Origin of the sequence: Pseudomonas sp. NFIX10 (assembly GCF_900111955.1) — a bacterium.
GTDB lineage: Bacteria > Pseudomonadota > Gammaproteobacteria > Pseudomonadales > Pseudomonadaceae > Aquipseudomonas > Aquipseudomonas fluorescens_AA.
The window spans coordinates 1-24,410 of sequence record NZ_FOKH01000035.1 but is presented as its reverse complement, the minus strand read 5'-3'; the positions used below and the strand labels follow the sequence as shown (position 1 = coordinate 24,410).

Sequence of the window (24,410 nt, the reverse complement as noted above, 5' to 3'; positions counted from 1 at the left end):
CTCTTCAGAGCAACACCACGTCGTATTGTTCCTGGGAATACATGGTTTCGACCTGGAAACGAATCGTGCGTCCGATAAACGCTTCCAACTCCGCGACATTGCCTGACTCCTCGTCGAGCAGGCGATCCACCACTTTTTGGTTGGCCAACACTCTATAGCCAGTCGCCTGGTAGGCGCGCGCCTCCCGGAGGATCTCCCGGAAGATTTCGTAACACACGGTTTCCGGGGTCTTGAGCTTGCCCCGCCCCTGGCAACTGCTGCACGGCTCGCACAGCACCTGCTCGAGGCTTTCGCGGGTGCGCTTGCGGGTCATCTGCACCAGGCCCAGTTCGGTGATGCCGATGATGTTGGTCTTGGCGTGATCGCGTTCGAGTTGTTTTTCCAGGGTCCGTAGCACCTGGCGCTGGTGCTCTTCATCTTCCATGTCGATGAAGTCGATGATGATGATCCCGCCCAGGTTGCGCAGGCGCAGTTGGCGGGCAATCGCCGTGGCGGCTTCCAGGTTGGTCTTGAAGATGGTTTCTTCCAGGTTGCGATGGCCGACGAACGCCCCGGTGTTGACGTCGATGGTGCTCATGGCTTCGGCCGGATCGACCACCAGGTAACCGCCGGACTTGAGCGGCACCTTGCGCTCCAGGGCTTTCTGGATTTCGTCCTCGACCCCGTACAGGTCGAAAATCGGTCGCTCGCCAGGGTAATGTTCCAGGCGATCGGCGATTTCCGGCATCAGCTCGGCGACGAACTGCGTGGTCTTCTGGAAGGTTTCCCGGGAGTCGATGCGGATTTTCTCGATCTTGGGGCTGACCAGGTCGCGCAAGGTCCGCAGTGCCAGGCCCAGGTCTTCGTAGATCACGCTGGGGGTGGCGATGGTCTTGATCTGCGCGGCGATCTGGTCCCAAAGCCTTCGCAGGTAGCGGATGTCCATGAGGATCTCATCGGCCCCGGCCCCTTCGGCGGCGGTGCGCAGGATGAACCCACCGGCTTCCTTGATGCCTTCTTTTTCCACGCAGTCGCTGACCACCTGCTTGAGGCGCTCGCGCTCGGCTTCGTCTTCGATCTTCAGGGAAATGCCGACGTGGGCGGTGCGCGGCATGTACACCAGGTAGCGCGACGGAATCGACAGTTGCGTGGTCAGGCGGGCACCCTTGGAGCCGATGGGGTCCTTGGTGACCTGCACCACCAGGCTCTGGCCTTCATGCACCAGCGCGCTGATGCTCTCCACGGCCGGCCCTTCGCGCATGGAGATTTCCGACGCATGGATGAACGCCGCGCGGTCCAGGCCGATGTCGACGAAGGCCGCCTGCATGCCCGGCAGCACTCGCACCACCTTGCCCTTGTAGATATTGCCAACGATGCCACGCTTTTGCGTGCGCTCGACGTGGACCTCTTGCAGCACACCGTTTTCAACCACCGCCACGCGCGATTCCATCGGCGTGATGTTGATCAGGATCTCTTCACTCATGGCAGGGTCTCGTTCAGGCATGTTCACGATAATGGCCGCATCAAGTCAGACGGCGCTCAGCGCGCGCTCAAGGTTTGCCAACAGGGTATGCCGAAATGGCCCAGCAGTTCTGCGGTTTCGCACAGGGGCAGGCCGACCACGGCCGAATAGCTGCCTTCGAGCCCGGCGACGAACACCGCGCCCAGCCCTTGGATACCATAGCTACCGGCCTTGTCCCGCGGTTCCCCGCTGGCCCAATAGGCCATCGCTTCCTGTTCGGTGATGGAACGAAAACGTACCCGACTGCGCACCACCCGTGATTCGCAGCGCGAGCCGTCCAGCACGGCAATGGCGGTCAGCACTTCATGGCCGCGACCGGACAGGCTCAGCAGCATGGACAAGGCGTCGGCCTGGTCCACTGGCTTGCCGAGAATCCGCCCCTCCAGCACTACGGCGGTGTCCGCGCCGAGCACGCAGCCATCCACATCGGCGTCCAAGGCTCGTCGCCCAGCCTCGGCCTTGCCGCGCGCCAGGCGCTCGACATAGGCCGAGGGGGGTTCGTGATCCAGGGGTGTTTCATCGATGTCCGCGCCGATGGCGGTAAAGGGCACGCCGATCTGCGCGAGCAGCTCACGCCGACGCGGCGAGCCTGAGGCGAGGTAAAGCGGTTTCATCAAGACATCTCCCTATCAAGGCCAATGCCTGACCGAATCAGTTGATTTTGAAACGCAGGCGCAGGCCACGCAAACCGAAGCTGACCCATGGCCAGAGCAAGGCACTGACCAGGGCTGGCAAGACCAGCGCCAGGGTTGGCTGGCGATTGCCGGTCAGCGCGCTGAGCCACAGCTGCACCAGTTGCGCCAGGCCGAAGATCACCAGAATCACCAGGCACTGTTGCCACATGGGGAACATCCGCAGGCGTTGTTGCAGCGACAGCACCAGGAAGGTGATCAGCGTCAGGATCAACGCATTCTGCCCCAGCAGCGTGCCGTAAAGCACATCCTCGGCCAGGCCCAGGCACCAGGCGGTGACCATGCCGACCTTGTGGGGCAAGGCCAGCGCCCAGAAAGCCAGCAACAGGGCCAGCCACAGGGGGCGCAGGATTTCCATGAATTGCGGCAGCGGCGAAACACTGAGCAACAGGCCAATGGCGAAGGTCAACCAGACTATCCAGCCGTTACCGGATTGGGTACTGCTCATTCTTCTCGTGCTCCCCTGGTGGCTGGCGTGGAGGCTGGCGTGGAGGCTGGCGGTTTGGCGGCGGGCCGGGCTGGCTGAGACGCCGGCGCGTGAGTGGCCGACCTGGGTGGCTTCGCAGCAGGCGCGGCCGGGGTAGCCGGTGCGGCCGCTGGCGTTGTTGCCGGAGTTGCCGGAGCCGGTGCAGCCACCTGCGGCTTGGGCACGATTGCAGGAACTGCCGCCGGGGCAGCCGACTCGCCACCTTGCCGGTCCTGGGCTTCCTGGGCCGCCGCGGCTTCGTTGGCACGCTCCTCGGGTGTCCGGGTGTCGCTGAACACCAGCAGCAGGTAACGACTGCGGTTCAACGCGGCCGTCGGCACCGCGCGCACAATGGCGAACGGCTGGCCGGAGTCATGGATGACTTCCTTGACCGTCGCCACCGGATACCCGGCCGGGAAACGCTGGCCGAGGCCGGAGCTGACCAGCAGGTCGCCTTCCTTGATATCGGCGGTATCGGCCACGTGCCGCAGTTCCAGGCGCTCCGGGTTGCCAGTGCCGCTGGCAATCGCCCGCAGGCCGTTGCGGTTGACCTGCACCGGAATGCTGTGGGTGGTATCGGTCAGCAACAGCACGCGAGATGTATAAGGCATCAACTCCACCACCTGGCCCATCAGGCCCCGGGCATCGAGCACCGGTTGGCCGAGGACCACACCGTCGCGCTCGCCCTTGTTGATCAGGATGCGGTGGGTGAAGGGGTTGGGGTCCATGCCGATCAACTCGGCCACTTCGACCTTCTCGTTGACCAGTGCCGAGGAGTTGAGCAACTCGCGCAGCCGCACGTTCTGCTCGGTGAGGGCCGCCAGCTTCTGCATGCGCCCCTGCAACAGCAGGTTTTCGGTCTTGAGTTTTTCGTTTTCGGCGACCAGTTCGGTCCGGCTGCCAAATTGGCTGGCGACACCTTGCCACAAGCGCTGCGGCAGGTCGGTGATCCAATAGGATTCCATCAACACCAGCGACATCTGGCTGCGTACAGGCTTGAGCAGCGTGAAGCGGGCATCGACCACCATCAGCGCGACCGATAGCACGGTCAGCACCAGCAGGCGCACGCCCAATGAGGGGCCTTTGGCGAAAAGCGGTTTAATAGGCCGCTCCTCCCAGGCAAATGTTTTCTTTATTCATACGGCATCAAACCGGCCTGGATACGAATGACAGAAGATAAACGCCAACGGGCAGCACTGCAAAGTGCTGCCCGAGAGCGAACAACATAGACCACTGCGCCAGGCTTATTCGCTGGAGAGCAGGTCCATGGTGTGCTTGTCCATCATTTCCAATGCACGGCCACCGCCGCGGGCAACGCAGGTCAACGGGTCTTCGGCAACGATCACCGGCAGGCCGGTTTCCTGGGCCAACAGCTTGTCGAGGTCACGCAACAGCGCGCCACCACCGGTCAGCACCAGGCCGCGCTCGGCGATGTCCGACGCCAGCTCCGGCGGCGACTGCTCCAGAGCGCTCTTGACGGCCTGGACGATGGTCGCCAGCGACTCTTGCAGCGCCTCGAGCACTTCGTTGGAATTGAGGGTGAAGGCCCGTGGAACGCCTTCGGCCAGGTTGCGACCGCGCACGTCGACTTCACGCACTTCACCGCCCGGGTAGGCCGTGCCGATTTCCTGCTTGATACGCTCGGCGGTGGATTCGCCGATCAGGCTGCCGTAGTTGCGACGCACATACGTGATGATCGCTTCGTCGAAACGGTCGCCGCCCACACGTACGGATTCGGCGTAGACCACACCGTTGAGGGAGATCAGCGCGATTTCGGTGGTACCGCCACCGATGTCGACGACCATCGAGCCGCGGGCTTCTTCCACCGGCAGGCCGGCACCGATGGCAGCGGCCATGGGCTCTTCGATCAGGAACACTTCACGGGCACCGGCACCGAGGGCCGATTCGCGGATAGCGCGACGCTCCACCTGGGTGGACTTGCACGGAACGCAGATCAGCACACGAGGGCTGGGCTGCAAGAAGCTGTTTTCGTGAACCTTGTTGATGAAGTACTGCAGCATCTTTTCGCAGACGCTGAAGTCGGCGATCACGCCGTCCTTCATTGGGCGAATGGCCGCGATGTTGCCCGGTGTACGGCCCAGCATGCGCTTGGCTTCCGTACCGACAGCCACGACACTCTTCTGGTTACCGTGGGTGCGGATGGCCACGACCGAGGGTTCATTCAGGACGATACCGCGCTCGCGCACGTAAATAAGGGTGTTGGCAGTGCCCAGGTCGATGGAAAGATCGCTGGAAAACATGCCACGCAGTTTCTTGAACATGGGAAAGGGACCCTAGGCAACGCGTGGGTAAAAAAGTGCGGCAAACTCTAACAACGACAGGGATTTTGGGCAAGGCACCAATATGTTAAATTGGCCGCTTTTCTGTGCACCAAACCCCACAATCGCGGCCGTAAAGCCGTAGAAATGCGGTAGTGTTCCGACAATCTAACACACGGACAGACTGCGTCCGTTTTGTTTTCCACTGGAGAATCCCATGGCGCTTGAACGCTCCGACGTGGAAAAAATCGCTCATCTGGCCTGTCTGGGCCTCAATGAAGCCGATCTTCCACACATTACTTCTGCCCTGAACAGCATTCTAGGGTTGGTCGACGAGATGCAGGCGGTCGATACCGACGGCATCGAACCGCTGGCCCACCCACTGGAAGCCAGCCAGCGCCTGCGCGCCGACGTCGTGACCGAGTCCAATCACCGCGAGGCCTACCAGTCCATCGCACCAGCGGTCGAAAACGGCCTGTACCTGGTTCCGAAAGTCATCGACTAAAGGGAAAGAGCCTCTCATGCATCACATGACCCTGGCCGAGATCGCCCGCGGACTCGCCGACAAAAAGTTTTCTTCCGAAGAGCTGACCCAGGTCCTGCTGGCGCGCATCGCCCAGCTCGACCCGCAGCTCAACAGCTTCATCAGCCTCACCCAGGAGCTGGCCCTGAGCCAGGCCAAGGCCGCCGACGCCCGCCGCGCCAACGGTGAAACCGGCGCCCTGCTCGGTGCGCCGATTGCCCACAAGGACTTGTTCTGCACCCAGGGCATCCGCACCAGCTGCGGCTCGAAGATGCTCGACAATTTCAAGGCCCCGTACGACGCCACCGTGGTCGCCAAGCTGGCCGCCGCCGGCACCGTGACCCTGGGCAAGACCAACATGGACGAATTCGCCATGGGCTCGGCCAACGAGTCGAGCTACTACGGCGCGGTGAAGAACCCCTGGAACCTGGAACACGTACCCGGCGGCTCGTCCGGCGGTTCCGCCGCCGCCGTGGCCGCGCGCCTGTTGCCGGCCGCCACCGCCACCGACACCGGCGGCTCGATTCGCCAGCCGGCGGCGTTCACCAACCTCACCGGCCTCAAGCCGACCTACGGTCGCGTCTCGCGCTGGGGCATGATCGCCTACGCTTCCAGCCTCGACCAGGGCGGCCCGCTGGCGCGCACCGCCGAAGACTGCGCGATCCTGCTGCAAGGCATGGCCGGCTTCGACCCGAACGACTCCACCAGCATCGATGAACCCGTGCCGGACTACAGCGCCAGCCTCAACGGCTCGCTGCAAGGCCTGCGCATCGGCGTGCCGAAGGAATACTTCAGCGCCGGCCTCGACCCGCGCATCGCCGAACGGGTCCACAACAGCGTCAAGGAGCTGGAGAAGCTCGGCGCGGTCATCAAGGAAATCAGCCTGCCGAACATGCAGCACGCGATTCCGGCGTACTACGTGATCGCCCCGGCGGAAGCCTCCTCGAACCTGTCGCGCTTCGACGGTGTGCGCTTCGGCTATCGCTGCGAGAACCCGGAAAGCCTGATCGACCTGTACAAGCGCTCCCGTGGCGAAGGCTTCGGTGCCGAAGTGCAACGCCGGATCATGGTCGGCGCCTATGCGCTGTCCGCCGGCTACTACGACGCCTACTACCTCAAGGCGCAGAAAATCCGCCGCCTGGTGAAGAACGACTTCATGGCCGCCTTCAACGAGGTCGACATCATCCTCGGCCCGACCACGCCGAACCCGGCCTGGAAGCTCGGCGCCAAGAACAGCGACCCGGTCGCCGAGTACCTGGAAGACGTCTACACCATCACCGCCAACCTCGCCGGCTTGCCGGGCCTGTCCATGCCGGCCGGTTTCGTCGATGGCCTGCCGGTGGGCGTGCAACTGCTCGCGCCGTATTTCCAGGAAGGCCGCCTGCTCAACGTGGCTCACCAGTATCAGTTACACACTGACTGGCACACCCGCACCCCCCAGGGGTTTTGAAACTGCTGCGCTCGGTAATGCTGCGTTGAAAACTGGCTCGAAATGCTCATTGACTAAAGTCAACTCCGCTTTCTCACCAGTTTTCGCCTTGCCTTACCTTCGCTCGCGACGTTTCAAAATCCCCCGATAAGGCTTCTGAGGAGAAACACATGCAATGGGAAGTCGTGATCGGGCTGGAGATTCATACCCAGCTCACCACCCGGTCGAAAATCTTTTCCGGTAGCTCCACCACGTTCGGCTCCGAGCCCAACACCCAGGCCAGCCTGGTCGACCTGGGCATGCCCGGCGTGCTGCCGGTGCTCAACGCCGAAGCCGTGCGCATGGCGGTGATGTTCGGCCTGGCGATTGACGCCGAGATCGGCCAGCACAACGTATTCGCCCGCAAGAACTACTTCTACCCGGACCTGCCCAAGGGTTACCAGATCAGCCAGATGGAACTGCCGATCGTCGGTAAGGGCCACCTGGACATCGCCCTGGAAGACGGCACGGTCAAGCGCGTCGGCATTACCCGGGCGCACCTGGAAGAAGACGCCGGCAAGAGCTTGCACGAAGAATTCAACGGCGCCACCGGCATCGACCTGAACCGTGCCGGCACGCCGCTGCTGGAGATCGTCTCCGAGCCGGACATGCGCAGCGCCAAGGAAGCCGTGGCCTACGTCAAGGCGATCCACGCACTGGTGCGCTACCTGGGCATCTGCGACGGCAACATGGCCGAAGGCTCGCTGCGCTGCGACTGCAACGTGTCGATCCGGCCCAAGGGCCAGGTCGAGTTCGGCACCCGCTGCGAGATCAAGAACGTCAACTCGTTCCGCTTCATCGAGAAGGCGATCAACAGCGAGATCCAGCGCCAGATCGAACTGATCGAGGACGGCGGCAAGGTCATCCAGCAAACCCGCCTGTACGACCCGAACAAGGACGAGACCCGTCCGATGCGCAGCAAGGAAGAAGCCAACGACTACCGCTACTTCCCCGACCCGGACCTGCTACCGGTGGTCATCGAGGACTCGTTCCTCAATGACGTGCGCGCCACCCTGCCGGAACTGCCGCCGCAGAAACGCGAGCGCTTCCAGGCGCAGTTCGGCCTGTCGAGCTATGACGCCAACGTCCTGGCCACCAGCCGCGAACAGGCCGATTACTTCGAAAAAGTCGTGAGCATCGGCGGCGACGCCAAGCTGGCGGCCAACTGGGTGATGGTCGAGTTGGGCAGCCTGTTGAACAAGCAAGGCCTGGAAATCGATGAGTCGCCGGTCTCGGCCGAGCAACTGGGCGGCATGCTGGTGCGGATCAAGGACAACACCATTTCCGGCAAGATCGCCAAGATGGTGTTCGAAGCCATGGCCAATGGTGAAGGCAGCGCCGACGAGATCATCGAGAAGCGCGGCTTGAAGCAGGTCACCGACACCGGCGCCATTTCCGCCGTGCTCGATGAAATGCTCGCGGCCAACGCCGAGCAGGTCGAACAATACCGGGCGGCAGACGAAGCCAAGCGGGGCAAGATGTTCGGCTTCTTCGTCGGCCAGGCCATGAAAGCCTCCAAGGGCAAGGCCAACCCGCAGCAGGTCAACGAACTGCTTAAAAGCAAGCTCGAGGGCTGATGGACATGGAGCCAGCCTTCAAATCTGGCTCCAATCTCCTTTGTGGGAGCGAGCTTGCTCGCGATAGCGGCATGTCAGTCAACACAGATGTTGAATGTGCTGGCCTCTTCGCGAGCAAGCTCGCTCCCACATTTGTATTTGGAAACTTTCGAATGAAGCGTCTCCTCGGCGCCTGCGCCCTGCTGTCCCTGCTGGCCGGTTGCGCCAGCCAGAGCGGGACGGTCGATCCACACGGCTACGACCAGACCGGCGTCGCCTCTTATTACGGTGCCAGGCACCATGGCAAGCGCACCGCCAGCGGCGAGCGTTTCGACCAGCACGGCCTGACCGCCGCCCATCGCCAGTTGCCGTTCGGCACTCGGGTGAAAATCACCAACCTGGGCAACAATAACAGCGTGGTGGTGCGCATCAACGACCGTGGCCCATACTCCCGAGGCCGTTTGATCGACGTGTCCCGCGAAGCCGCCGAGCAACTGGGCATGCTGCGCAGCGGCACCGCACGGGTGCGCGTGCAAGCCCTCGACGATTGATAGACGGAGCCCGGCCATTACCCTACTCACCGCCCTACCGCTGCTCAGCCTGATCGAATTGTTCGGCGCCCTGCTGTTGCTGATCGGCGGCGCCGAACTGCTGGTGCGCGCCGCCGTGGGCCTGGCGGCGCGCTTGCAGGTACGACCGCTGATCATCGGCCTGACCGTCGTCGCCTTCGGCAGCAGTGCGCCGCAAATGGCCGTCAGCCTGCAGGCGACCCTGGCACAGAACGCCGACATCGCCGTGGGCAGCGTGATCGGCAGCAGCATCTTCAATATCCTCGTCACCCTCGGGTTGTCGGCGCTGATCATTCCGCTGCGCGTCTCGCGCCAATTGGTGCGCCTGGACATCCCGCTGATGATCGGTGCCAGCCTGCTGGTGTTCGTGCTGGCCTGGAATGAAGAACTGACTCGGTTGGACGGCGTCTGGCTGCTGCTGGCCCTGGCGGTGTACCTCGGGCTGTTACTGCGCCAGTCACGGCATTCGGGGCGACCGCACCCGATGGGGGGCAGCGTGGCCCACCTGTCCTGGGTCAAGAGTGTGTTGATGATCGCGTCGGGCCTGGCGATGCTGGTTTTCGCCGGGCACCTGTTGCTGGGGGCGGCGGTGGAAGTGGCGACGGACCTCGGGCTCTCGGAACGCATCATCGGCCTGACCATCGTCGCCGTCAGCACCTCGCTGCCGGAACTCGCCACGTCGCTGATCGCCGCCTTGCGGGGCCAGCGGGACATCGCGGTGGGCAACGTGATCGGCAGCAACCTGTTCAATCTGCTGGGCGTGCTGGGGGTCACCGCCCTCGCCGCGCCCACGCCACTGTCGGTCTCGCCGAACGCCCTGGATTTCGACCTGCCGGTGATGCTCGGCGTCGCGGTGCTGTGCCTGCCGGTGTTCTATTCCGGTTATCGCGTCACCCGCGTCGAAGGCCTGTTGTTCCTGGGCTTGTACCTGGCCTACGGGCTGCACGTGGTGTCGTTCACCACCGGCATGCCCCTGGCCGGCCAACTGGAACGGCTGATGCTGTTCTATGTGCTGCCGGCCCTGCTCGCGTTTTTGCTGTTCACTTCCCTGCGCGCCTGGCGCCGCCAACACCACAAGAGGGATTTGCCATGACCGACACTCCAAAGACCGGCCTGGACATGCGTCGCCAAGTCATGGGCGACGCGTTCGTCGACCGTGCCCTGGGCAACGCCACCGAGTTCACCCAGCCGTTGCAGGATTTCGTCAACGAACATGCCTGGGGGAGCGTCTGGCAACGCGAGGGGCTGCCGCTGAAGACCCGCAGCCTGATCACCCTCGCCGCCCTCACCGCCCTCAAGTGCCCGCAGGAACTCAAAGGCCATGTGCGCGGCGCGCTGAACAACGGTTGCACGGTGGAAGAAATTCGCGAGGCATTGCTGCATTGCGCGGTGTATGCCGGAGTGCCGGCGGCGATCGATGCGTTTCGGGCGGCGCAGGAAGTGATCGATAGCTACCAGAAGCCGGAGTGACCGTCAGATCGCTATCGCGAGCAAGCTCGCTCCCACAGTTGACCGGCGCTGAACACAAAATGTGTTACGCCACGAACCTCCTGTGGGAGCGAGCTTGCTCGCGATTGGATCTCCAGAACACCGCAAGCCCAAGGCTAGATCCACCCACCCCACTGCAACACAAAGATCCCCAGGTTGGTGGTAATCGCCGCCATCAAGGTGGTGATGACGATGATCGCCGCCGCCAGTTCATGGTTGCCATCGGCCGCCCGGGCCATGACGAAGCTGGCGGCGGCGGTGGGGCTGCCGAAGTACAGGAACAGGATCCCCAGTTCCGCCCCGCGAAAGCCCCAGAGCCAGGCACCCAGCGTGGTCACCAGCGGCAGGCCGACCATCTTCACCAGGCTCGAACTCAGGGCCATCTTGCCGCTCTTGCGCAGGGCCGCCAGCGATAGCGTGCCGCCGATGCAAATCAGCGCCAGGGGCAAGGTCATTTGCGACAGGTACTTGGCCGAGGTCTCGAACCAGTTCGGCACGCCAATCTGCCAATAGGCGAACGGCGCGGAGACGATCACGCTGATGATCAGCGGATTGCTGATCACGCTTTTGCAGATGCTCCACGGGTCGGACTTGATCACCGGGCTGTAGACCGCCAGCACGATGGTCGACAAGGTGTTGTAGAACAGGATCACCAGCGCCGCGAGAATCGCTCCCAGGGAAATCCCGTAGTCGCCATACATGCTCGCCGCCAGCGCCAGGCCGATGACCCCGTTGTTGCCGCGAAACGCACCTTGGGTGTAGATGCCGCGATCTTCCCGCGGGCAACGCCAGATCGCCCAGCCCCAGGCCATCGCAAAGCTCACCAGGGTGGCGACAGAGAAATAGATCAACAGAGCCGGCTGCAACGCCGCATGCAGGTCCGCGTGCAGGATGCCGAGGAACAATAGCGCCGGCATGGTGACGTTGAACACCAGGGACGAGGCGATGTGGATGAAGTTGTCGTTGATCCAGTCGATGCGCTTGAGCAACACCCCCAGAAACAGCATGGCAAACACCGGCGCGGTGATGTTCAGGGTTTCGAGGAAAATTGCCAGCATGCCGGGGACCTTGGGAGGGGTGTCGTTAGGTGGCTAATGATAAGCCACTCACGGCATTGGCGTCTGGTGAAGTGCTATCGCGAGCAGGCTCGCTTCCCTATTTTTTGGGTAAATACAGAACCTGCATTCGCCACAAATCCCCTGTGGGAGCGAGCTTGCTCGCGATAGCGGTGTTTCAGCTTGCACTGGTATCGAATGTGCCGCCGCTATCGCGAGCAAGCTCGCTCCCACATTGGTTCTTCAAGGGTCAACAGATCAGGTAATCGGCGCAGGGTTGAACAAGGTGATGTCGTTGTACAGCTTGTGCCGCTCGGCCCAGGTCTGCTTCTTGCCGCTGGCCACGTCCAGGTAGTAGTGGAACAGCTCCCAGCCCAACTCTTCGATGGTCGCCCGGCCGGTGGCGATCCGGCCGGCATCGATGTCGATCAGGTCCGGCCAGCGCTGGGCCAGTTCGGTGCGGGTCGAGACCTTCACCACTGGCGCCATGGCCAAGCCGTACGGCGTGCCCCGACCGGTGGTGAACACATGCAGGTTCATCCCCGCCGCCAGTTGCAAGGTGCCGCAGACAAAATCACTGGCCGGTGTGGCACAGAAGATCAGGCCCTTTTGCTTGAAGCGCTCGCCCGGGCCGAGCACGCCGTTGATCGCGCTGCTGCCAGACTTGACGATCGAACCCAGGGATTTTTCGACGATGTTCGACAGCCCGCCCTTCTTGTTGCCCGGCGTGGTGTTGGCACTGCGATCGGCCTCGCCCTTGGCCAGGTAGCGGTCGTACCAGTCCATTTCCCGCACCAGCTCCTGGGCAACCTCCCGGGTTTGCGCCCGGGAGGTCAGCAGGTAGATCGCATCGCGCACTTCGGTGACTTCGGAAAACATCACCGTCGCCCCCGCCCGCAACAACAGGTCCGAGGCATAACCCAGCGCCGGGTTGGCGGTGATGCCGGAAAACGCATCGCTGCCGCCGCACTGCATGCCCAGGATCAGTTCCGAGGCCGGTACGGTTTCACGACGGCGCAGGTCGAGTTTCTTCAGGCGGGTCTCGGCCAATTCCATGATCTGCTCGATCATTTCGGTGAAACCGTGACTGGAATCCTGCAAGCGATACAACCACGGCTCGCTGAGGTCCACCGAACTGTCGCCCTCATGCATCACCTGCCCAGCCTGCAATTTCTCGCAGCCCAGGCTGATCACCAGTGCTTCGCCGCCCAGGTTCGGGTTGCGGGCCAGGTTGCGCACGGTACGGATCGGGATGTACGCGTCGGTGGCGGTGATCGCCACGCCACAGCCATAGCTGTGGGTCAGCGCCACCACGTCATCGACGTTCGGGTACTTGGGCAGCAGCTCATCCTTGATGCGCTTGACCGCATGGTCCAGCACCCCGGTCACGCACTGCACCGTGGTGGTGATGCCCAGGATGTTGCGCGTGCCGACGGTGCCGTCGGCGTTGCGATAACCTTCGAAGGTGTACCCCTCCAGCGGCGCATCGGCCGCCGGTACGTCGGTGGACAGCGGCAGGCTGTCCAACGGCGGCGCGGTGGGCATGCGCAACTGGTCTTCCTTGACCCAACTGCCACGAGCAATCGGCTGCAGCGCATAGCCAATGACCTGGCCGTAGCGAATCACCTCGCCACCCTCGGGAATATCCTCCAGGGTGACCTTGTGGCTCTGCGGTACAAAGTCCACGGTGACCAGGCCGTCCGGGAACTCGGTCCCGGCCGGTACGCCCTGGTCATTGACGACGATTACCACGTTATCCCGTTCATGCAAGCGGATGTAACGCGGCGAATCGGCATGTTCAATCAGTTGCATTGACGCCGCTCCTTCAGGATTTCGCTTCAGACAGGCTGGAGATGTCGGCATCCTTGGCCGTCGGTTCCTCAAGTACCACACGCTTGATCGGCCCGACGATGACCAGGTAGCTGAACACCGCCACCAGTGCGTTGCAACCGACGAACACCAATGCCCACTTGAACGAACCGGTGGCGCTGATGATGTAGCCAATGACGATTGGCGTGGTGATCGATGCCAGGTTGCCGAAAGTGTTGAACAGACCGCCGCTCAAGCCGGCAATCTGTTTTGGCGATGTGTCGGACACCACGGCCCAGCCCAGTGCGCCGACGCCTTTACCGAAGAACGCCAAGGCCATGAAGCCCACCACCATCCATTCGATGTCCACGTAGTTGCAGGCCACGATGCTGCTGGAGACCAGCAGGCCGCCGATGATCGGTGCTTTGCGGGCGAAGGTCAGCGAATGGCCCTTGCGCAGCAGGTAGTCGGAAATCACCCCGCCCAGCACGCCGCCGATAAAACCGCAGATGGCCGGCAAGGACGCGATGAACCCGGCCTTGAGGATGGTCATGCCGCGGTCCTGCACCAGGTACACCGGGAACCAGGTCAGGAAGAAGTATGTGATGCCGTTGATGCAATACTGGCCCAGATACACACCGAGCATCATGCGGTTGGTCAGCAGTTGGCGGATGTAATCCCACTTCGGACCGTCGGTTTTCTTATCCTTGCCTTTGTCCTGGTCCATATCGACCATCGCGCCATTGGCGGCGATGTGATTGAACTCGGCTTCGTTGATCATCGGGTGCTGGCGCGGGCTGTGGATCACTTTCAGCCAGATCAGCGAGAACACGATGCCGATCACGCCCATCACGATGAACACGTGCTGCCAGCCGAAGCGGTAGACGATCCAGCCCATCAGCGGTGCGAACAGCACGGTGGCGAAATACTGCGCCGAGTTGAAGATCGCCGAGGCGGTGCCGCGCTCCGCGGTGGGGAACCAGGCGGCGACGATCCGTGCGTTGCCCGGGAAGGACGGCGCTTCGGCCAGCCCAACCAGGAAGCGCAGCATGAACAGCGCAACCACGGCCGTGGACAGGCCGAACTCACCCACATAGCCTTGCAGCACGGTGAACAACGACCAGGTGAAAATGCTCAAGGCATAGATTTTTTTCGACCCGAAACGGTCGAGCAGCCAGCCGCCGGGAATCTGCCCGGCCACGTAGGCCCAGCCGAAAGCGGAGAAGATATAACCGAGGGTGACGGCATCGATGCCGAGGTCTTTTTGCAGGCTGGAGCCTGCGATAGCGATGGTGGCACGGTCGGCATAATTGATCGTCGTCACCAAAAACAGCATGAGCAGGATCAAATAGCGGACGTGTGTCGGCTTGGTCGCTTGCATGTAGAGGTACTCCCACTATTTATTTTTATGCGGGTCAGCAGATTGTGACGCCAGGGCCGGATCACCGGCCCTGGCGGTGTCGCACTTACGATCCGATGTAGGAAGTTTTAACCACGGTGTAGAACTCTTGCGCGTAGCGACCTTGCTCACGCGAACCATAGGACGAACCTTTGCGCCCGCCGAACGGCACGTGGTAATCCACGCCGGCGGTCGGCAGGTTGACCATCACCATGCCCGCCTGGGAATGGCGCTTGAAGTGGTTGGCATACTTCAGCGAGGTGGTGGCGATACCGGCGGACAGACCGAACTCGGTGTCGTTGGCCATCGCCAGCGCGGCCTCGTAGTCAGCCACGCGCACGACGTTGGCCACCGGGCCGAAGATCTCTTCGCGGCTGATGCGCATCGACGCTTCGCTGTCGGCGAACAGGGTCGGCGCCAGGAAGTAACCCTCGGTGTCGCACGTCACCAAACCGCCACCGCTGACCAGGCGCGCACCTTCGCTCTGGCCAATGTCGATGTACTTCAAGTCCTGGCTGAGCTGGGCTTCGGAAACCACCGGACCGATATCGGTGCCGGCCTTCAACGCATGGCCGACCTTGATCGACTGCATGCGCTCGGCCATGGCCTCGACGAACTTGTCGTGAATACCAGCGGTGACGATCAGGCGACTGGAGGCCGTGCAACGTTGGCCGGTGGAGTAGAACGCGCTCTGCACCGCCAGTTCGACGGCTTGCTTGAGGTCGGCGTCGTCGAGGATGATCTGCGGATTCTTGCCGCCCATCTCCAACTGCACCTTGGCCTGGCGCGACACGCAGTTGACCGCGATCTGCCGGCCCACGCCCACGGAACCGGTGAAGCTGATGCCGTCGACTTTCGGGCTGTTGACCAGGACTTCACCAACGACGCGGCCGCTGCCCATCACCAGGTTGAATGCACCGGCCGGGAAACCGGCGCGGGAAATGATCTCGGCCAGGGCCCAGGCACAGCCCGGCACCAGCTCGGCGGGCTTGATCACCACGCAGTTGCCGTAGGCCAGGGCCGGGGCGATCTTCCACGCGGGGATGGCGATCGGGAAGTTCCACGGGGTGATCAGGCCGACCACACCGAGGGCTTCACGGGTGACCTCGACGTTGACGCCTGGGCGCACTGACGGCACGTAATCGCCCGACAGGCGCAGGCATTCACCGGCGAAGAATTTGAAGATGTTACCGGCGCGGGTCACTTCGCCGATGGCTTCAGGCAGGGTCTTGCCCTCTTCCCGGGCCAGCAATTGGCCGAGTTCTTCGCGGCGGGCGAGGATCTCGCTGCCGACTTTGTCCAGGGCATCGTGACGGGCCTGGATGCCCGAGGTCGACCAGGCCGGGAAGGCGGCGCGGGCGGCTTCGATGGCGGCATTGACTTGCGCTGCGTCAGCCTTGGCGTATTCACCGATGACATCGGACAAGTCAGACGGGTTGATGTTGGTGCAATAGTCGGCACCGGCCACCCACTGACCGTTGATGTAGTTATCGAAACGCTTTGAATCTGCCACGGAGCTACTCCTTCTACAAAAGCTGTCTAGGGACGCAAAGCGTCCCTGGTGGCATTCCCACGTGGAGCGCGGGAACGAACAAACCTTACGCAAAAAGCCGCTGATCACTCAGCGGCCTTATCGGGTCTGTTACTGCTTGCCTTGCTTGTCGATCAGGGCGGCCAGGGCTTCGTATTCTTCTGGCAGCAGGTCGGTCAGCGGCGTGCGCACAGGGCCCGCGTCATAGCCAACGATCTTCGCGCCGGCCTTGACGATGCTCACCGCGTAACCGGCCTTGCGGTTACGGATGTCCAGGTAAGGCAGGAAGAAGTCGTCGATGATTTTGCCGACGGTCTCGTGATCGTCGCGGGCAATGGCGTGGTAGAAGTCCATCGCGGTTTTCGGGATGAAGTTGAACACCGCCGAGGAGTAGACCGGCACGCCCAGGGCCTTGTAGGCCGCGGCGTAGACTTCAGCGGTCGGCAGGCCGCCCAGGTAGCTGAAACGATCGCCGAGGCGACGACGGATCGACACCATCAGTTCGATATCGCCCAGGCCATCCTTGTAGCCGATCAGGTTCGGGCAGCGCTCGGCCAGTTGCTCCAGCTGAGTGGCGTTCAGGCGGCAGACGTTGCGGTTGTACACCACCACGCCGATCTTCACCGATTTGCACACGGCTTCAACGTGGGCGGCAACGCCGTCCTGGCTGGCTTCGGTCAGGTAGTGCGGCAGCAGCAGCAGGCCCTTGGCGCCCAGGCGCTCGGCTTCTTGAGCGTATTCGATGGCCTGGCGGGTGGCACCGCCAACACCGGCAAGAATTGGCACGCTGGTGGCGCAGGTATCGACGGCGGTCTTGATGACCTGTGAATACTCGCTGGCGGCCAGGGAGAAGAATTCACCGGTGCCGCCCGCTGCGAACAAGGCAGAGGCGCCATACGGGGCCAGCCACTCGAGGCGCTTGATGTAGCTGTCGCGATTGAAATCGCCAAGGGCCGTGAAATCGGTGACCGGGAACGACAGCAGGCCAGACGAGAGGATGGACTTCAGTTCTTGTGGATTCATTATTCGAACACCCTGGGACGCAAAATGTGTATGAGATGGTTAAGCTTCGGCCAGAAGTTGTAGGTCATCGTACAACTTAAAATGTAGACGTCAACTGTATTTCATCTTTTGTGCCCCACTGGACATCGTGCGTTTCTCGCCAACCGCCCTGGCACGACGCTTGGCGCGTTTTCCCTGGGTTGATGAAACTTGCCGCGCAAGGGTTCCGGACCGCTCATCGCGACTGTCAACTCTGCCAGTAGGCGTGACAGTGCATTGCAGGCATAACGCAGCAGTGGCCGTGCGACCGCCCGGCCGGCGTTTTCTGGCTAGCTATCTAACAGTGAGTCACCGTATGCGACGTGCACGGTCGCCTCACCGGGAGAGACACCATGGCGAACTTTTCACTGCCCATCCTCACCCAGTTCTCAGGCAACAAACCCGCCGAGAAGGTCACGATCAACCTGTCGAAGCTGGGGGCCAATCTGGAAGTCCAGATTCCTGACTCGAATGAAATCTCCGCCGATTGGTCGGTCTACCCGATTCTCGGCGCCAACAAGGATCATCCCGACTGGTCCGGCCAGCAGGTGGCGGCCGGCACCTGGGACGATGCCAACGACGGCATGGTGAAACTGACGGGGCTGAAAGTCACCGTGCCCAAGGCAGAACTGCAAAAGTACCTGGGCCGACAGGTTGAACTGCGCTACCGGTTTGCCAATGAGTCGGGGTATGACTTGTATTCCGATCCATCGGTGAAGTTGAAGATCGAGCCCTAGGCGCCCAGGCACGGCGGCGGTTGACCCGACGCCATCGCGAGCAGGCTCGCTCCCATAGGGGGATTGTGGCGGACCTAAATCCAGAGACCACAGGAGATCAATTGTGGGAGCGAGCTTGCTCGCGAATAGGCCGCTACATCCAGCCTATCTATAAGCTGACCCTCCGCCATCGCGAGCAAGCTCGCTCCCACAGGGGGATTTTGTGGCGGACTTTAATCCAGTGATCACAAGAAATCACTGTGGGAGCGAGCCTGCTCGCGATAGCGGTGGACCGGCTGGTCAGATCAACCCTGGGCCTGGGCCTCTTCATGGGCCTGGCGCAGCCTTTCGCGGCTGTTGGTCAGGTGCAAACGCATGGCCGCACGGGCCGCGTCGGAGTCCTGGCGGGCGATGGCTTCGTAGATTTCTTCATGCTCGCGACTCAGGCGGTTCATGTAGTGCTGATGGTCATCATGGGCCAGGCGCGCCGAGTTCACCCGGGTACGCGGGATGATGCTGGTACCCAGGTGCGTCATGATGTCGGTGAAATAGCGGTTGCCGGTGGACAGGGCGATTTCCAGGTGGAAGGCGAAATCCGAGGCCACCGCATCGGTGGCATGGGCCGCGCTCTCGTTCAATGCGTCGAGGGCCGCACGCATCGACGCCAGCTGCTCGTCACTGCGGCGCTGTGCCGCGAGTCCGGCGGACTCCACTTCCAGGCTGATGCGCAACTCCAGGATCGCCAGCACGTCACGCAACGTGACCACCGTGGCCGGGTCGATGCGAAAACCGCTCGGGCTGGGCGGATCCAGCACGAAAGTGCCGATGCCATGGCGGGTTTCCACCTGGCCGGCGGCCTGCAACCGGGAAATCGCCTCGCGCACCACGGTGCGGCTGACGCCATGGGCTTCCATGATCGCCGACTCGGTGGGCAATTTATCGCCGCGCTTGAGCAGGCCATCGCGAATCTGCTCGGTCAGCACCGTCACCAGCTCCTGCGCCAGGCTGCGGCGCTTGCGGGGAAGGCGTGGTACGTCGATCGGGTTTTCCATGTGTCAGTGTCTCGGCAAGCGGCTGAATGGCATCATCATAGCGCAACGTGGTTGTACGATCACCGTGGGCGCGGTGGCGAGTCGGGTGCTGACGCCGAGTCGCCTTCATCGCGAGCAAGCTCGCTGCCACATTGGATCGGTTGCGTACTTAAATATCATGATCAACACAAATCCAGTGTGGGAGCGGGCTTGCTCGCGAAAGCGGTGTGCCAGATACATCAATATCAACTGACCCACCGCCTTCGCGAGCAAGCCCGCTCCCACAGGTTTTGCAGTGTTTAAGCGGTCACGGTGCGCTCCACCAGTTGGCCATTTTCGATACGCACATGTCGCGGATGGAAACGTTTCAAACTGCTTCGATGGCCGACGCTGACGATGCTCAGGCCCGGCAACTGGTCGATCAGCGCCTGATACAGCGTCGCCTCGTCTTCTTCGTCCATCGCCGACGTGGCTTCGTCCATGTACAACCATTGCGGCGCATAAAGCAATGCGCGGGCAAAGGCCAGGCGTTGTTGCTCGCCAGGCGAGAGCATGCGCTGCCAGTGGTTGCTTTCATCCAGCCGCGGGATCAGGTGCGGCAGGCGGCAGGTTTCCAGCACCTGTGCATAACGTTCGTTGGGGTAGACGTCGCCGGCCTGTGGATAACTCAACACTTCCCGCAGGCTGCCAATGGGCAGATAGGGCTTCTGCGGCAGGAACAGGTAACGCGCCGCCGGAAGCCGGATCGTCCCGTGCCCCGCAGGCCACAAATGCCCCATCGCGCGAAACAGGGTCGATTTACCACTGCCGGAACGACCGCTGAGCATGACCCGCTCGCCCGGCGCCACGCTCATATCGGCGTTGTCGAGCAGATGACGGCCGTCGGCCAGATCCAACCCGAGGTTATGAACCGCCAACACGCTACCCTGGTTCTGCACGTCAATGGCTGGCACGCGGTCTTCGTTGTCACTCATGGCCTGGCGGAAGCTCAACAGACGATCGCAGGTGGCGCGCCACGCGGCAAGGTCGGCGTAGGCGCTGATGAACCAGCTGAAGTTCTCCTGCACATTGCCGAAGGCCGAGTTGATCTGCATGAGCTCGCCCAGTTGGATCTTGCCGGCGAAGTAGCGCGGCGCGGCAACGATGAACGGGAAGATGATCGCGATCTGGCCATAACCGGAGGTGAAGAACGTCAGGCGCTTGGACACCCGCATGATGTCCCAGAAGTTATGCCAGACCAGGCCGAAGCGCCCGCTCAGGCGGCGGTTCTCGTTCGGTTCGCCGTTGTACAGCGCAATGCTCTCGGCGTTTTCACGCACCCGGACCATGGAGAAACGCAGGTCGGCTTCGAAGCGTTGCTGGTTGTTGTTCAGCCCGATCAGGCGCCGGCCGATCAGGTGCGTCAACCAACTGCCCACCGCTGCATACACCAGGGCGCACCAGAACATGTAACCGGGGATGGTGTAGCCGAACACTTCGATGCTGCCGGACACGCCCCACAAGATGATCGAGAACGACACCAGGCTGACCACGGTGCGCAGCAATCCCAGCCCCAGGCCCAGGGTATTGGTGGTGAAACTGTTGAGGTCTTCGGAAATCCGCTGGTCCGGGTTGTCGGTATAACCGCCCTGCTCCAGCCGGTAGTAATTCTTGTTGCCCAGCCAGCGGGCGAAATGTTGCTCGGTGAGCCAGGCCCGCCAACGAATGGTGAGCATCTGCGTGAGGTACAAGCGGTATACCGCGCCCAGGATCGCCACCGCGGCGATGCCGCAGAAATACAGGATCAACTGCCAGAACGCCGCGCTGTTCTTCTCCTGCAGGGCGTTGTAGAAATCCTTGTACCAACTGTTGATCCACACCGAAATCGCCACGCTGAACAGCGACAGCGCGATGACGGCGATCAACAGCGTCCAGGCCTTGCCCTTCTCCTCACTGCGCCAGTACGGCGTGGTCATTTGCCAGACACGGCGGAAAAACTGCCCGCGCACCGCGTCATTGACCGCGGAATATTCAGCGTTCTGATTCATGGTTAAGGCTCTATAAAGAAAAGAACAGACTCGGGCCGATCATATAGAGCAACGACCCGATGTGTCGCGGGGGTGGACAACATCCGTTCAGCACAGGTTCAGCGACGCACGGGACGCTTCTGCAATTTGCGCTGCAAAGTCCGCCGGTGCATACCCAGGGCGCGGGCCGTGGCGGAGATATTGCCTTCGTGCTCGGTCAGCACCCGCTGGATGTGTTCCCATTGCAGGCGGTCCACCGACATGGGGTTTTCCGGCACCAAGGTGTCGAGGTCGGCGTGCTCGGACAACAGCGCCGCCAGCACGTCATCGGCATCCGCCGGTTTGCACAGGTAATTGCAGGCGCCGCGCTTGATGGCTTCGACCGCGGTGGCGATGCTCGAATAACCGGTGAGGATCACCACGCGCATTTCCGGGTCCAGCTCCAGCAACTTGGGCAGCAGCACCAGGCCGGAATCGCCGTCCATTTTCAGGTCCAGGGCGGCGTAGTCCGGCAGGTCGGCCTGGGCGATGGCCAGGCCTTCCTCGGCAGAACCGGCGGTGCTGACGCGAAAGCCGCGACGGGACATGGCTCGGGCCATGACGCGGGTAAACGTGGCGTCGTCATCCACCAGCAACAGGTGCGGCAGTTCTTCGCCGTCGACTTGGATCTCGTCACTCATGTTTCGTCTCCTCGGTCGGCATGGGGCAGGCGCAGCTCGGTGAGCGTGCCGCCTTCCTCATGGGGGTAGAGTTTCACCGAGCCGCCGGCGCGTGTCACGCTGGCTTTGCTCAAGAACAGGCCCAGGCCGAAACCTTTGCCCTTGGTGGTATAGAACGGCTTGCCGATCTGCTCGGCAATCGCCAGCGGCACGCCGGCGCCGTGGTCGCGAATGCAGATGGTCAGTTCATAAGCGTTCCAGTCCAACGCCACTTCCAGGTTGTCGGGACAGGCATCGGCGGCATTGTTCAGCAGGTTCAACAGCGCCTGGGTCAGGTCTGGCGGCGGCGCCATGCGCGGCACCACGCCCTTGCCCAGGCACTGGAAGCGATAACTGGCTTCCGGGCGCATCAGGTGCCAGCGGTTCAGGGCCTCGTCGAGCCAGTCGGTGACGTCCTGCATCTCGATGGCCAACCGGCGGTTGGCCTCGGCGGCGCGCACCAGGTATTGCAGGGTTTCCTTGCAGAGCTTGACCTGGTCCTGAAGCACGCTGAGATCGTCCTGCAGCGCCGGGTCGTGATGGTCCTGGCGCATTTCCTTGAGCAGCACGCTCATGGTCGCCAACGGTGTGCCCAGTTCGTGGGCGGCACCGGCGGCCTGGGTCGCCACGGCCAGCAATTGCTCGTCCCGCAGGCCCTCTTCACGGCGGATGGCCCGCAACTCTTCCTGGCGGCGCAACTCCTCGGCCATGCGCGCGGCAAAAAACGTGATGACCGCCGCCGCCAGGGCAAAACTCAGCCACATTCCGTAGATCTGCAGGTTCTCCCGGGCGATGGGAAAGGTTTCCAGCGGGTAGAAGCGCACCAGCAACAGTGTGTACAGGGCCAGGGCGATGCCGGAAAGAATCAGCGAAAACCGCCACGGCAACGTCACGGCGGCGATGGTCAGCGGCACCAGGTAATAAGAGACGAAGGGGTTGGTGGAGCCGCCGGAGAAATACAGCAGCGCGCTGTGGATAAACAGGTCGCAAGCCAGTTGCACCGCATATTCCAGCTCGGTCACCGGCCACGAGGCACGCAGGCGAATCGCCGTCAGCGCGCACAGCACGCTGGAGCAGACCAGGGTGATCGCTAGCTGCAGCCAGGGCAGCGGCAGCAGGTCGAACCAATAGGCGAGCCCCACGGAGCCGGCCTGGGCCGCCAGGACCAGAATACGGATGAATGTCAGGCGCCAGAGGTTCTGGCGGGAAGCGGAAGTCATTTGCAAAGGGGCGAGCATGAGCTCTCCTGATGAGCGCTCCAGGCGGATCGCACGGAGTATAACCAAGGCGCGGGTTGCAGCGGCAGCTATGCGGCAAAGCGCCACAGCTTCTAAACGCTACACATCCCCTGTGTTGAGAGGAGTCTATGTGGGAGCAAGGCTTGCCCGCGATGAGCCCGACACGGTTTACCTTGGAACCGAGGCGCCTATTTCGCGAGCAAGCTTTGCTCCCACAGGCTTTTGGCTTGGTCACCATCGATGTGTATAGAAGTTGTAACTGTGCGAACCCACCCATAAAAGCTAGAGTCTTATCCTTCACGCAGGCCCGGACCTCACCCCTGCGCCTCATCCCAAGGAGCTTTCATGCACACGTTCAGTCGCCCCGCCGCCCTGCTCGCCTTCAGCCTCGGCACCGTCGCCAGCCTGCCGGCCCTGGCCGCCGACGAGCTTCACTACAACCAGATCTCCCTGCGCGCCGAAGCCAGCCAGGAAGTCGCCCGTGACCTGATGATCGTCACCCTCTACACCGAAGAACAAAACACCGACCCGGCCAAACTCGCCGCCGCGATCAGCACCACGGTGAACAAAGCCATCGGCCAGGCCAAAGAGGTCAAGGACATCACCCTGCGCCAGGGCAGCCGCAACAGCTACCCGATCTACGACAACAAAGGCGGGAAAATCACCGGCTGGCGTGAACGCGCCGAACTGCGCCTGGAAAGCGCCGACTTCGCGGCACTGTCCAAACTCACCGGCGAGCTGCTGGGCGACATGAAAATGGGCGGCATGGACTTCGCTATCGCCACCGCCACCCGCCAGAGCAGCGAAGACGCCCTGCTCAAAGACGCCGTCAACGCCTTCAAAGCCCGCGCTCAACTCGCCACCGAAGCCCTGGGCGGCAAGGGCTACAAGATCGTCAACCTGAACTTCAACACCAACGGCTACCCACAACCGTACATGCGCCCGCAGATGATGAAAGGCGCGTCCATGGATGCGGAGTCGGTGACACCTGACGTGGAAGCGGGTACCAGCAAGGTGACGATGACGGCGGATGGGGTGGTTGAGGTGTCGTTGCAGTAACCCGCCTGATCATTCCCACGCTCCCGCGTGGGAATGCCTCCACGGACGCTCCGCGTTCGGCTTTGGAAAGGGACGCAGAGCGTCCCCGGCTGCGTTCCCACGCGGAGCGTGGGAACGATCAATCCGCGCCCAACTGGCCACCGAGGCCTTGGGCGGCAAGGGTTACAAAATCGTCAACCTGAACCTCAACACCAACGGTTATCCACAACCCTTTATGCGCCCGCAAATGATGATGAAAGACGCGTCCATGGACGCTGAATCCGTGACGCCGGAAGTGGAAGCGGG

21 protein-coding genes and 1 pseudogene are annotated in these 24,410 nt (G+C 62.3%); 8 read left to right on the top strand and 14 right to left on the bottom strand.

Annotation, left to right across the window (positions count from 1 at the left end):
* Positions 1-4: 4 nt before the first annotated feature.
* The 5 genes from rng to mreB form a co-directional block, all read right to left on the bottom strand.
* Positions 5-1,462, bottom strand: a complete 1,458-nt coding sequence (gene rng, locus BM321_RS24910) for a ribonuclease G (RefSeq protein ID WP_018613976.1) — start codon at positions 1,460-1,462, stop codon at positions 5-7.
* 56 nt (positions 1,463-1,518) lie between these two features.
* The gene (locus BM321_RS24905; RefSeq protein WP_092445422.1) at positions 1,519-2,115 is read right to left on the bottom strand and encodes a Maf family protein; all 597 of its coding nucleotides are present in this window, start codon (positions 2,113-2,115) and stop codon (positions 1,519-1,521) included.
* A 37-nt stretch (positions 2,116-2,152) separates the two neighbouring features.
* A complete protein-coding gene (gene mreD, locus BM321_RS24900) occupies positions 2,153-2,641 on the bottom strand; it encodes a rod shape-determining protein MreD (RefSeq protein WP_092204996.1) in 489 nt (162 codons plus the stop codon).
* Positions 2,638-3,762 carry a rod shape-determining protein MreC gene (gene mreC, locus BM321_RS24895; RefSeq protein ID WP_092445420.1) on the bottom strand — a complete coding sequence of 375 codons (1,125 nt, stop codon included), beginning with the start codon at positions 3,760-3,762 and terminating at the stop codon, positions 2,638-2,640. Before mreC ends, mreD begins: the two co-directional genes overlap by 4 nt.
* Positions 3,763-3,903: 141 nt before the next feature.
* Entirely contained in the window at positions 3,904-4,941 is a 1,038-nt protein-coding gene (gene mreB, locus BM321_RS24890) for a rod shape-determining protein MreB (RefSeq protein WP_002555108.1), read from the bottom strand.
* A gap of 214 nt (positions 4,942-5,155) precedes the next feature.
* Here mreB and gatC point away from each other — a divergent pair, with 214 nt between their 5' ends.
* From gatC to BM321_RS24860, 6 genes and pseudogenes are all read left to right on the top strand, one after another.
* Positions 5,156-5,443 (top strand): Asp-tRNA(Asn)/Glu-tRNA(Gln) amidotransferase subunit GatC, encoded by a 288-nt coding sequence (gatC, locus tag BM321_RS24885; protein ID WP_020297123.1) that lies wholly within the window; start codon positions 5,156-5,158, stop codon positions 5,441-5,443.
* A 16-nt stretch (positions 5,444-5,459) separates the two neighbouring features.
* Positions 5,460-6,911 (top strand): Asp-tRNA(Asn)/Glu-tRNA(Gln) amidotransferase subunit GatA, encoded by a 1,452-nt coding sequence (gene gatA, locus BM321_RS24880; protein WP_092445418.1) that lies wholly within the window; start codon positions 5,460-5,462, stop codon positions 6,909-6,911.
* Between the two features lie 143 nt (positions 6,912-7,054).
* A pseudogene (gene gatB / locus BM321_RS24875) lies at positions 7,055-8,506 on the top strand (Asp-tRNA(Asn)/Glu-tRNA(Gln) amidotransferase subunit GatB); the annotation flags it as partial.
* 152 nt (positions 8,507-8,658) lie between these two features.
* Positions 8,659-9,036, top strand: coding sequence for a septal ring lytic transglycosylase RlpA family protein (locus tag BM321_RS24870; RefSeq protein ID WP_092334307.1), 378 nt, complete (start codon positions 8,659-8,661; stop codon positions 9,034-9,036).
* Between the two features lie 49 nt (positions 9,037-9,085).
* Positions 9,086-10,147 carry a calcium/sodium antiporter gene (locus BM321_RS24865; protein ID WP_092445416.1) on the top strand — a complete coding sequence of 354 codons (1,062 nt, stop codon included), beginning with the start codon at positions 9,086-9,088 and terminating at the stop codon, positions 10,145-10,147.
* Positions 10,144-10,524: a carboxymuconolactone decarboxylase family protein gene (locus BM321_RS24860; protein WP_025211835.1), complete on the top strand. Its 381-nt coding sequence runs from the start codon at positions 10,144-10,146 to the stop codon at positions 10,522-10,524. The genes BM321_RS24865 and BM321_RS24860 overlap by 4 nt, the downstream gene beginning before the upstream one ends.
* 134 nt (positions 10,525-10,658) lie before the next feature.
* Here the strand turns inward: BM321_RS24860 and BM321_RS24855 are convergent, their stop codons facing one another.
* The 5 genes from BM321_RS24855 to kdgD all read right to left on the bottom strand — a co-directional run bounded on the left by BM321_RS24855 (position 10,659) and on the right by kdgD (position 17,359).
* Complete coding sequence (locus BM321_RS24855; protein ID WP_092445414.1) at positions 10,659-11,600, bottom strand: AEC family transporter; 942 nt, start codon at positions 11,598-11,600, stop codon at positions 10,659-10,661.
* 255 nt (positions 11,601-11,855) lie between these two features.
* Positions 11,856-13,409 carry a galactarate dehydratase gene (garD, locus tag BM321_RS24845; RefSeq protein WP_092334299.1) on the bottom strand — a complete coding sequence of 518 codons (1,554 nt, stop codon included), beginning with the start codon at positions 13,407-13,409 and terminating at the stop codon, positions 11,856-11,858.
* 13 nt (positions 13,410-13,422) lie between these two features.
* Entirely contained in the window at positions 13,423-14,787 is a 1,365-nt protein-coding gene (locus BM321_RS24840) for an MFS transporter (RefSeq protein ID WP_092445411.1), read from the bottom strand.
* An 85-nt stretch (positions 14,788-14,872) separates the two neighbouring features.
* Positions 14,873-16,318 carry an aldehyde dehydrogenase family protein gene (locus tag BM321_RS24835; protein WP_003197801.1) on the bottom strand — a complete coding sequence of 482 codons (1,446 nt, stop codon included), beginning with the start codon at positions 16,316-16,318 and terminating at the stop codon, positions 14,873-14,875.
* A 129-nt stretch (positions 16,319-16,447) separates the two neighbouring features.
* Positions 16,448-17,359 carry a 5-dehydro-4-deoxyglucarate dehydratase gene (gene kdgD / locus BM321_RS24830; protein ID WP_092445409.1) on the bottom strand — a complete coding sequence of 304 codons (912 nt, stop codon included), beginning with the start codon at positions 17,357-17,359 and terminating at the stop codon, positions 16,448-16,450.
* Between the two features lie 371 nt (positions 17,360-17,730).
* Here kdgD and BM321_RS24825 point away from each other — a divergent pair, with 371 nt between their 5' ends.
* Complete coding sequence (locus BM321_RS24825) at positions 17,731-18,114, top strand: hypothetical protein (protein ID WP_092445407.1); 384 nt, start codon at positions 17,731-17,733, stop codon at positions 18,112-18,114.
* 284 nt (positions 18,115-18,398) lie between these two features.
* Here the strand turns inward: BM321_RS24825 and BM321_RS24820 are convergent, their stop codons facing one another.
* The 4 genes from BM321_RS24820 to BM321_RS24805 all read right to left on the bottom strand — a co-directional run bounded on the left by BM321_RS24820 (position 18,399) and on the right by BM321_RS24805 (position 23,066).
* Entirely contained in the window at positions 18,399-19,145 is a 747-nt protein-coding gene (locus BM321_RS24820) for a FadR/GntR family transcriptional regulator (protein ID WP_092445405.1), read from the bottom strand.
* 278 nt (positions 19,146-19,423) lie between these two features.
* Positions 19,424-21,151 (bottom strand): ABC transporter ATP-binding protein/permease, encoded by a 1,728-nt coding sequence (locus tag BM321_RS24815; RefSeq protein ID WP_092445403.1) that lies wholly within the window; start codon positions 21,149-21,151, stop codon positions 19,424-19,426.
* 98 nt (positions 21,152-21,249) lie between these two features.
* Entirely contained in the window at positions 21,250-21,810 is a 561-nt protein-coding gene (locus tag BM321_RS24810; RefSeq protein ID WP_025211826.1) for a response regulator transcription factor, read from the bottom strand.
* Positions 21,807-23,066 (bottom strand): ATP-binding protein, encoded by a 1,260-nt coding sequence (locus BM321_RS24805; RefSeq protein ID WP_092445401.1) that lies wholly within the window; start codon positions 23,064-23,066, stop codon positions 21,807-21,809. Before BM321_RS24805 ends, BM321_RS24810 begins: the two co-directional genes overlap by 4 nt.
* 345 nt (positions 23,067-23,411) lie before the next feature.
* Between BM321_RS24805 and BM321_RS24800 the strand changes: the two genes are divergently transcribed.
* Positions 23,412-24,125: an SIMPL domain-containing protein gene (locus BM321_RS24800; RefSeq protein ID WP_092445399.1), complete on the top strand. Its 714-nt coding sequence runs from the start codon at positions 23,412-23,414 to the stop codon at positions 24,123-24,125.
* The last annotated feature ends 285 nt before the right edge of the window (positions 24,126-24,410 follow it).